Raw genomic sequence first — 10409 nt, 5'->3', positions numbered from 1 at the left:
CGAGAATGCACAGCGATTCTGTTGGGTAAATGTCAGCAAAGCTGACCAGAATCGCGTGCCAAGTCTCACGTGCGTTCGACTTGAAAAAAAAAGAAAGAACATCATAGAAATATAGTTTCTTTCATATTCACTTCGCATAAAAAACCCAAAATCGGAAAAAATGAGAATAAGGTAACTGTTTGGTTGCAAATCTGAATTTATGAGGTGAAGGGATATGCAGAAGAAGGATGGAAAATGGTTTACGCGAAAAAAAGGTGCGATGTTGGTTCTGACTTTATGTCTTGTAGGGGCGGCTGCGGCAACGACCTACTATGCTGTTGATCTGTCGGATACGGCACAGGAACCGGCAAAAGAGCATATGGTGGATCTGAATGAAAGTCCTGTCGAAACAGAAGCTGAGGCGGTGATTTCATCAGAAGCGGAAGCAAATCTGGCTTCTCAGGCAAATGAGATGGATGTTGATCCGAAATCACTGGCAGGCGGCAATCGTCAGATAAGGGCAGAACAGGAAACAGCCGGGCAGGAAACGGAAGCAGAGACAGAAGGCATGGAGACCGAAAAAGTTTCCTCCGGACAGGTCAACGCAGTGGTCAGTCCGACGGTCAGCTTTGCGTCCACACAGGAACTTCAGTGGCCGGTAGCCGGCAAAGTGCTCATGGACTACAGCATGGATTCTACCGTGTATTTTGCAACGCTGGATCAGTATAAATATAATCCGGCACTGATCTTCGGGGCGGAAGAAGGGGCACAGGTCGTATCTGCGGCAAAAGGAATCGTTGATTCCATCACAACAAATGATGAAACAGGAACAACGATCCGCATGAATCTCGGAGATCAGTACACGCTGATCTACGGCCAGCTTGAGAATGTAGCCGTAGCAGAAGGCGATGTAGTCGAGAGAGGACAACTTTTAGGATACGTGGCACAGCCGACCAAATACTACTGCAAAGAAGGCACAAATCTATATTTTGCTATGGAAAAAGACGGAGCAGCAGAAGATCCGTTTCTGTATCTGGAATAATATGATGCCAGGGTCAAAAGCCTGAAACTACGATGTGCTTGTACAAAAGCCGTTTTGACATCAAAAAGAAAGATGATTCACAAAAAGTGAGAGAAAGCGTATACTATATTAGGCTATACGGTATCCGTAAGGAGCTGCACGCAGCATACAATATTTGCAATCGGATTCATTTTACAGGTTTTATCTTAGTCGGAGAAGACTTCCACTTCTATAAGTGGCGAGCAACAAATTTGTCTTAGTTGAAAATATACCGCTTTGCCGATTGCTTGAAATAATGCGGGGGAAATCCTCCGCTTTACATATACAAGATGTGAGATGACTCGCGTTTCTGATGGAAGAGAGCAAGCGATTTGTATCAGAGGCAGGAGCATGTCAAAATGCGAAGATATGAAACAGTTGAAAGTGAATGGAAAGTATGTGTTACACTTATATTTTAAAGTGCAGTGACGGCACGTATTATACCGGTTGGACAAATGATCTGGACAAGCGTCTCAAAGCCCATAACGGCGGGAAATCCGGTGCAAAATATACGAGGAACCGCAGACCGGTCACACTGGTCTATTATGAGGAATTTCAGGGAAAACAAGAAGCAATGAAGCGGGAATATGCGATCAAACAGCTGACGAGAAAAGAAAAAGAAAACCTGATCAAAGAAAAAAATATGCAGCAAAAAGGTTCTCAGGATACAGAAAGAGGCTCTGAGCAAAATCAGAACCTCTGAAATTTTATCCTTTTTCGGCAAGAATGCCAGAGGCATTTTTGAATAATCGAAATGATTTCACAGTCATTAAGCGATATAAACATACATAAGAATAAAGTGGCATGCACTTCCTGCCATCACGAACAGATGGAAGATCTCATGTGAGCCGAAATTTTTGTGCTTTGCATCGAACAGCGGAACTTTCAAAGCATAAATGATGCCGCCGACAGTGTAAATGATACCGCCTGCCAGGAGCCATCCAAAAGCTGCCGGAGAGAGCGAATTGACAATCTGTGTGAAAGCCAGTACGCAGACCCAGCCCATGCTGATATAAAGCACAGAAGAAAACCATTTCGGACAGGTGATCCAGCAGATTTTTACGATAATGCCGATCAGTGCGATTGCCCAGACAAGAGCGAACAGGAAATATCCGACCGGACCTTTCAAAACGATCAGGCAGATTGGTGTGTAGCTTCCGGCAATCAGTACAAAGATCATACTGTGGTCTAACTTGCGGAGAATACGATTTGTTCTTTCTGAAAGATTTAAAGTATGGTAGATCGTGCTTGCCGCATAGAGTAGGATCATACTCACAATAAAAACAGTCAGGGAAATCACATGGATATAATCCGGCTCATGCAGAGATTTGATGATCAGCGGTGTGGCGGCAAACATTGCCATCAGCATACCAATGAAGTGTGTGATCGCACTTCCGGGATCTTTGATTTTTTCTAACATAGTGAATACCTCCTTTGAAACATGATTCAAGTCAGATGACAGAATTGTGAGAGCAATTTTCAGATATTCGTGATCATACCTCATGACTTGAAAGCAATATAAAATGAATATTGAAATAAAAACCGTTACATGTAGTTTTGAATACTATGTGTAGTTATATGTATATTATACCGAAAACATAAAAAATGCAACCCTGTTTTTACAATAGCTAATAATCAGTCCGGGCTGTGCAGAAATTTACAGAGGATAATGCGAAGCATTGTTTGCAGGAATTGCATGTTGCTCAAATATGTGTCTGGTTTCAAATTAAAATGAACAGTTGAATTTCAAAACGGGATATGTTAAAATGACTGGCATATGTGAATTGTTACTCTTCCGCCTCACATTAGATAAATAAAGAGGCGGTATTTTTATGCCTTGTTTTTCAAATATAGTTGGGGACTTTTGCCTCCGACGTCATTATATGAACATATAAGTATTTTGTAGCTGTAAGTGCATGAAACACTGAGCAGTGAGGAGCGTTATGTCAGTGAGATTTGAAATAAAAGGGTATTTGCAACAGAAAGAAAGGATTTAATATATGGAAATCATAAAATTTGATACACTTGGACTTGACCCGAAGATTCTTCGAGCTATTACAGAGATGGGATTTGAAGAGCCAAGCCCGATCCAGGCAAAAGCGATTCCAGAAGTGATGGCCGGACATGACGTAATCGGTCAGGCACAGACAGGTACCGGAAAAACAGCAGCTTTTGGTATTCCACTTCTTCAGAAGATCGATCCGAAGAACCGGAAACTGCAGGCAATCATTCTGTGTCCGACAAGAGAACTGGCAATCCAGGTAGCAGATGAGATCCGCAGACTGAGCAAGTTTATGCATGGCATCAAGATCCTTCCGGTATACGGCGGACAGGATATCGGAAAACAGATCCGTTCCTTAAAAGGTGGTGTGCAGCTTGTGATCGGAACACCGGGCCGAGTGATGGATCATCTTCGCCGTCGTACCTTACGTTTCGACAACCTTCACACGATCGTGCTGGATGAAGCAGATGAGATGCTGAACATGGGATTCCGTGAGGATATCGAGACGATTTTGAAAGATGCACCGGAAGAGCGTCAGACGGTTCTCTTTTCTGCGACCATGCCGAAGCCGATCATGGACATCACGAAAAATTATCAGAAAGATGCTGTTCTGGTTCGTGTCGTAAAGAAAGAACTGACCGTAAAAAATATCGACCAGTACTATTATGAAGTAAAACAGAAGAACAAAGAAGAAGTTCTCTCAAGACTTCTGGATATGTACAATCCAAAGCTCTCCCTTGTATTCTGCAATACAAAAAAACGTGTGGATGAGCTGACAGAGGCACTGAAAGGACGGGGATATTTTGCGGAAGGTCTGCATGGAGATATGAAGCAGAGCCAGAGAGACCGTGTTATGAAAGGCTTCCGCAGCGGCAAAACAGAGATCCTGATCGCCACCGATGTGGCAGCCCGTGGTATTGATGTAGATGATGTAGAGGCAGTGTTTAATTATGATGTGCCGCAGGATGATGAATTTTATGTGCACCGTATCGGCCGTACCGGTCGTGCCGGTCGTGTCGGAAAGGCATTTACGTTTGTTGTAGGACGTGAAGTTTATAAGCTGAAAGACATCCAGCGTTACTGTAAGACAAAAATCTACGCACAGCCAATTCCGTCTCTGAATGATATTACAGCCATCCGTCTGGAAAAAGTGCTGGATGAGATCGACCATATCATTAAAAACGAAGACTTAAACCGCATGACACGTATCATCGAACAGAAACTTAACGAAGAAGACTACACAGCGATGGACATTGCGGCAGCATTTCTGAAACAGGCACTGGGTGAAAATGACCAGAATAATGACCGTGGGCATATGGAAGATTTCGGTGATACCGGGGCAGAAGCAGGCATGGTACGTCTCTTCATCAACATTGGTAAAAAGCAGAAAGTACGCCCGGGCGATATTCTCGGGGCAGTTGCAGGAGAATCCGGTATTCCGGGAAAACTGGTCGGAACGATCGATATGTATGACAAATATACATTCGTTGAAGTTCCGCGTGAAAATGCGGCTGATGTACTCCGTGCCATGAAAAACACCAAAATTAAAGGAAAAACAATTAACGTAGAGCCTGCAAACGGAAGATAAAAAAAGCGGACAGATATTGATTTTTTCAGAGGATTTCAATATAATAGTGAGAATGATATCAGAAGTGCAGTGGTTCTCGCCGTTATAAACGGCGGGTCATCCAGAGACATTCTTGAATCTGGAATTTAAATCAAAAGGGGTTTTCAGGAAGGTATGACAGATTTTTTAGTTCGCAGGTTTGTAAGAGACAGTGAAAACACAGAATCAACGGAGGTGCGTACCCGGTATGGGATTCTTGCCAGTGTCGTTGGTATTTTCTGTAATGTATTTCTGTTTGCGGCAAAGTTAATCATCGGTACGCTGATGCATTCTCTGGCAGTCACGGCAGATGCGTTTAATAACTTATCCGATGCGGCATCATCGATCATCAGTTTTATCGGGGTAAAAATGGCAGGGAAACCGGCAGATGCGGAGCATCCGTTCGGTCATGGAAGAATTGAATACATTGCAGCACTGATCGTATCGTTTCTGGTCATTGAGGTTGGATTTACTTTTTTCAAAACGTCAGCAGGCAAGCTGATGCATCCGGAAGATATCACGTTTGACCTGGTGCCGTTTCTGATCCTGATCCTGTCAATCCTCGTGAAATTGTGGATGGCAGCATTCAATAGAAAACTTGGTAAAAAAATAGATTCAAAAGTCATGCTGGCAACTGCGGCAGATTCCCTCGGAGATGTCATTACGACAAGTGCGACCGTTGTTTCTATTTTGATCTGTTATGTTGCAAACGTAAATATTGATGCGATCGCAGGACTGATCGTATCATTGCTTGTCATCTGGTCCGGATTTTCAATTGCAAAAGACACACTGGAGCCGCTGATCGGACAGAGGGTTCCGGCAGAATTGTATCAGAAAATTTCACAGATGGTAGAATCCTATGATGGTATTGTCGGAACGCATGATCTGATCGTGCATAATTACGGACCAAATCAGGGAATGGCAACCATTCATGCAGAGGTGCCGAACGATGTGAATATTGAAGTATCCCATGCAATCATTGACCGTATTGAGCGGGAAGTCGGAAAAGAGCTGAATATCACCTTGGTGATCCATATGGATCCGGTCGAGCTGCACGATGCGGAAGTACTTCGGTTAAAAGAAAAGACGGAACATATCATCAAAGCGTTAGACAGCAAACTGAGTTTTCACGATTTCCGACTGGTGAAAACAACGCCGGTCAATCTGATCTTTGATCTTCTTGTCCCGGCAGAATATACACAGAAAGATACCGACCGTGTATTGCATCAGCTGATGCAGTTGATCTCAGAAATGGAAGCTGGTGCAACCTGTGTGATCACCGTAGATCACAGCTTTGAAGCACCGGAAGAATAAATAAAATAACAAATAAAAAGCAATAAAAAAGCGAATCAAGGATACAATATCCGAGATTCGCTTTTGTGTTATACATCAGATGTGAGGTGACTCCCGCCTCTGTAGGCGGCGAGCAACAAGAATGCCAGAGGCATTCTTGAATCAAAAGGTCTTTTGACCCGGGCATTTTCTGTCTTAAAGAATATCAATGTATTCTCCGGCAAGTGCTTTGTTCATGCTTCTTACGGCACAGAATTTACCGCACATACTGCAAGTATCGCTGTGGTCATCTTCCGGGCTTCTGCTGTCACGGATCGCTTTTGCAGTTTCTGGGTCAAGGGCACATGCATACTGTGCATCCCAGTCCAGTTTCTGGCGGGCAGCAGCCATGCGGTCATCGATGTCTCTTGCTCCCGGAATACCCTTCGCAATATCCGCTGCGTGAGCTGCGATCTTGGAAGCGATGATACCCTGCTTGGTATCCTCCACATTCGGCAGAGCCAGGTGTTCAGCCGGTGTAACATAGCAAAGGAAAGCAGCACCGTTCATAGCGGCAACTGCACCTCCGATCGCTGCAGTGATATGGTCATATCCCGGAGCAATGTCGGTTACAAGAGGACCAAGTACATAAAAAGGAGCACCCATGCAGATACTCTGCTGTACCTTCATGTTGGCGGCAACCTGATCCAGCGGCACATGGCCAGGACCTTCTACCATAACCTGTACATTGTGATCCCATGCACGTTTTGTCAGTTCTCCGAGACGAACCAGTTCTTCAATCTGACATACATCGGTTGCATCGGCAAGGCATCCAGGACGGCATGCATCGCCAAGAGAAATGGTCACGTCATATTCTTCACAGATATCCAGGATTTCATCATAATATTCATAGAATGGATTCTCTTCGCCGGTCATGGACATCCATGCAAATACGAGGCTTCCTCCACGGCTTACGATATTCATTTTACGTTTGTGCTTTTTGATCTGTTCGATGGTTTTGCGTGTAATACCGCAGTGCAGCGTTACAAAGTCTACACCGTCTTCTGCATGCATACGGATAACATCGATAAAATCCTTTGCAGTCAGTGTAGCCAGATCTCTCTGGTAATGGATCACGCTGTCATAAACAGGAACCGTACCGATCATAACCGGACATTCACTTGTCAGTTTCTGACGGAATGGCTGTGTGTTGCCGTGACTGGAAAGATCCATGATCGCTTCCGCACCGAGGTCAACGGCACTCATAACCTTCTGCATTTCGATATCATAATCCTTGCAGTCACGAGATACGCCGAGGTTGACATTGATCTTGGTACGCAGCATACTGCCGACACCCTCTGCACTTAAGCATTTATGATTTTTGTTGGCACAGATTGCGACCTTGCCTTCAGCGACAAGTTTCATTAACTTATCAACATCCATGTTTTCTTTTTTTGCTACAGTTTCGATTTCCGGTGTTACAATTCCCTTGCGGGCTGCATCCATCTGAGTTGTGTAATTTCTCATCTCTTTTTTCCTCCGTTGGCATTATCCAAATCAGGTAATGGGTCGAAACGGGAACACGTTTCCTCTCAGCCGACTTCCGTCAGCTCCCCCTGGTTTATGTTGGTTTCGCATATAGATTCATCCTGCGTTTATGCGAATCGCTAATAAATTCTAACACCTGTGTATGATGTGTGCAAGTGTTTCTTGCAGGATCAGGAAGAATGTTTTGCAAGATAGCGATCATAAGCATTCTGATATATTTGAACAGCTTCATCGATCTTGTTTTTTTTCAGGGTGTTCAAATATTCTTCGTAATTATCAAAAGATTTGATCCCGGTAATGAAAGCAGTTGTGTATGCATACATACAGGAATTGACGTTCGTCATTATTTGAGACAGTCTGGTACGTTCTTCAGATGTAAAACTCAGACTGACCGGAAGCATATATGAAGTATCCGTGGAAGCCCATACATCGCACATAACAGCACTGGAAGGAGGCACACACTGAAGTTCCCGTTTCCAGTCAATATAAGCAGAAGGCAGGCCGGGAGCCAGCGTATAGTTTTTCAATGCCTGATAAAAAGTCAGTCCATCAGAATTATGCAAGATCAGATCGGTGAAAACAGGATTCTGATCTTTATCAAGGGTATAGGTTTTACCTTCTGTTCCGTAGCTTGCAAAGCGGGAACCTTCATCAGAAAATAAATAGTCAATCCACTTCAGAACAATTTCAGGATGTTCGCATTCGGAAGAGATGTAAAACATATTATCACTGATGCTGTATTTTTTCTGTATGTGCAGCGTATCATGTTCGTTTAATTTGGGCGGAGAAACAGCAATAACCTTAATATTCTGATCTTTTGCAGAAAGATCAGAAGGCATGGTATACATACCAAACCATGCACCGGAAGTGCCGCCGGCGATCATTTTACTGTCTGCATAAATCGAGTTGCCTGTCATATAATCAACATCTATCAGACCTTTCTGATACCAACGGTTCATTAAAGTGAGATAATCCTTCCATCCCTGCCTGGCAGGTCCATAAAAGACCTTGCCGTCCATTTGAAAAAAATCATAACTGACTCCAAAACCGGCATTCAGACTTTCATCCTGTGCATAAGCATTGTATGAAATCCATAATGGGGCTGTGGCTCCTTTCTTTTCTTTAAATGCAGTGAGAACCGTTTCCCAGTCATCATAAGTGACAGGAATCTCAAGCCCCAGTTCATCCAGCCAGTCTTTTCGAATCTGAAGACCACACCATGGTTTTTGCGAGTTTTGTTTTATAGAATAAACAGCTGCAATTCGACCGGAATCCGTGTAGGCGATATCTTTTATGTCCTTTTGCTGAATGATCTTATAGTAATTCGGTGCATATTTTGGAACCAGTTCCGTCAGATCACAGATGTCCCCCTGAGCGATCGCATCATCCGCAGAAATATTCCCATAGATGGATGAAAAATTTCCGGCACCGATCAAATCCGGTACGGAATCGCTGTTTTGCTCAAAACGGTTTTGAATCTGCAGATTGGATAAAGAAGTGATCCAGTCAATATGGATGTTCGTTCTGTTTTCCAGTTCCTGGAAAAAGGCAGTATTATTCAGATCTCCGTCGCAGAGCTCTGAAAGTTCAGAATCAATGGTATTCAAAAAAGAAAAACTCTGTCTGACTTCTGTAACCGGAAGAGAAGCATTTGTTTGTGTCCTGACAGAAAAAACGTGTCGGACAAGAAAAATGCACAGACAGAAAACAATACAGATCAGTACCGGGAAATAGTAATTCCTATACTTGTGTTTCATAATTTCCTCCAGATAATAAGCTTTATTTTTAGTTTACTGTGTTGGAAGTAAAAAGTAAATACTCAGGAAAAAAATCATCAGCAAAAAAGAAAGAATCATAAATTTCCTTGCAAAACAAAAAGACAGACATTATATTAAAAGAAATGAGAAGAAATCTTTTTGTAAAGAGCAGGAGATAAAAACTTATGAAAACAGGAAAATCACTTACTTTTCGTTCTATTTTGATTTCTTATCTGGTATTATGCCTGGCAATGCTCACAGTTACGATCATCGGTTACAGCAGTTCGATCTTTTATGTGCAGAAAGAAATACGAAATTCAGCTGCATTGCGTATGAGAGAAGTTGTGGGGAAGATTGAAAATAATATTCGGCTGTCATATCAGTTGTGTGATACGCTTGCCGTCAGTGGTGGTTTGGATGATATTGCATTGATAGAAGGAAATTTTTCACCACAGCAGATTTTAGATTCCATGAAACTGAAAAATACAATGTCAGAATTGAATGTACAGAACAATCTCTGTCAGAATCTGCATATCTATTTTCTGAAGAGCGATTCCATTCTTTCTTCCAATTCGCAGCGTCGGGAAGGAAAAGAGGATATCAGCTTTTTCTGCCGACAGTATGGTATCACTGCACAGGATTTTTATTGTTGGATGACAGAAGAAAATCAAAAATCTTATCAGGTTTTATCAGATAATCAAATCTGGTTTTTCCGTCCGGTCAATGACACGCAGAATAATCGCATTGCCGTTATTTTCGCAGAGTACAGCGGAAGCCGTCTGATCGGCGATCCAGGAGCAGAAAACTGTATTTATATTGAAACGCCGGAAAAAGAAAATGTTATTTACAGCAGAAAATTGGAAGAAAATCAGAAAAACGGATACATAAAAGTAGAAAAACAGATGAGTATGTTTCAATGGAACTGCGATATGTATGTTCCGAATACCTTGTTTTATGGAGAACTGAGACGTTTTGCAATGATTCTAACGGCAGAACTTCTTATGCTGATCAGCGTGGCGGTTATCGGTTCCTGGTATTTTTCAAAAAAAACTTATGTCCCGGTGGGAAATCTGATCAGTGATAACAAAAAACTTTCGAAAAAAGTTAAAAGGAAAGAAGAGACCCGGGAATGCAGGGAATTGGAAAAATATCTGACAGGTGCGGTCAAAAATTTTCCATATGCAA

At 42.7% G+C, this 10409-nt stretch carries 8 protein-coding genes and 1 riboswitch; of the genes, 5 read left to right on the top strand and 3 right to left on the bottom strand.

The window, feature by feature from the left end; all coding sequences use genetic code 11:
• The first annotated feature begins 214 nt into the window (after window positions 1-214).
• Both ACLTL4_RS10025 and ACLTL4_RS10020 read left to right on the top strand, forming a co-directional pair.
• Window positions 215-1021: a peptidoglycan DD-metalloendopeptidase family protein gene (locus ACLTL4_RS10025; RefSeq protein WP_022117911.1), complete on the top strand. Its 807-nt coding sequence runs from the start codon at window positions 215-217 to the stop codon at window positions 1019-1021.
• 415 nt (window positions 1022-1436) lie between these two features.
• Window positions 1437-1742, top strand: a complete 306-nt coding sequence (locus ACLTL4_RS10020) for a GIY-YIG nuclease family protein (protein ID WP_173866047.1) — start codon at window positions 1437-1439, stop codon at window positions 1740-1742.
• 66 nt (window positions 1743-1808) lie between these two features.
• On the opposite strand, the gene trhA is transcribed toward ACLTL4_RS10020, so the two are convergent.
• Window positions 1809-2459: a PAQR family membrane homeostasis protein TrhA gene (gene trhA, locus ACLTL4_RS10015; protein ID WP_147633013.1), complete on the bottom strand. Its 651-nt coding sequence runs from the start codon at window positions 2457-2459 to the stop codon at window positions 1809-1811.
• Window positions 2460-3039: 580 nt separating this feature from the next.
• Here trhA and ACLTL4_RS10010 point away from each other — a divergent pair.
• A complete protein-coding gene (locus tag ACLTL4_RS10010) occupies window positions 3040-4629 on the top strand; it encodes a DEAD/DEAH box helicase (protein ID WP_173896193.1) in 1590 nt (529 codons plus the stop codon).
• A 153-nt stretch (window positions 4630-4782) separates the two neighbouring features.
• Window positions 4783-5961, top strand: coding sequence for a cation diffusion facilitator family transporter (locus ACLTL4_RS10005; protein ID WP_173898692.1), 1179 nt, complete (start codon window positions 4783-4785; stop codon window positions 5959-5961).
• Between the two features lie 174 nt (window positions 5962-6135).
• Here ACLTL4_RS10005 and thiC read toward each other — a convergent pair whose 3' ends face one another.
• Both thiC and ACLTL4_RS09995 read right to left on the bottom strand, forming a co-directional pair.
• On the bottom strand, window positions 6136-7446 hold the full coding sequence (gene thiC / locus ACLTL4_RS10000; protein WP_147633010.1) for a phosphomethylpyrimidine synthase ThiC: 1311 nt from the start codon (window positions 7444-7446) through the stop codon (window positions 6136-6138).
• Window positions 7437-7546, bottom strand: a riboswitch (TPP riboswitch). (Overlaps the previous gene by 10 nt.)
• 91 nt (window positions 7547-7637) lie before the next feature.
• Window positions 7638-9224, bottom strand: coding sequence for an extracellular solute-binding protein (locus ACLTL4_RS09995; protein WP_412320486.1), 1587 nt, complete (start codon window positions 9222-9224; stop codon window positions 7638-7640).
• 185 nt (window positions 9225-9409) lie between these two features.
• Here ACLTL4_RS09995 and ACLTL4_RS09990 point away from each other — a divergent pair.
• On the top strand, window positions 9410-10409 hold a 1000-nt coding region (locus tag ACLTL4_RS09990; RefSeq protein WP_412320485.1), incomplete at its 3' end, for a hypothetical protein.

It is taken from the genome of Hominisplanchenecus sp. (assembly GCF_046967715.1).
Classification (GTDB): Bacteria; Bacillota; Clostridia; order Lachnospirales; family Lachnospiraceae; genus Hominisplanchenecus; species Hominisplanchenecus faecis.
This window is presented reverse-complemented; position numbering and strand designations above follow the sequence as displayed.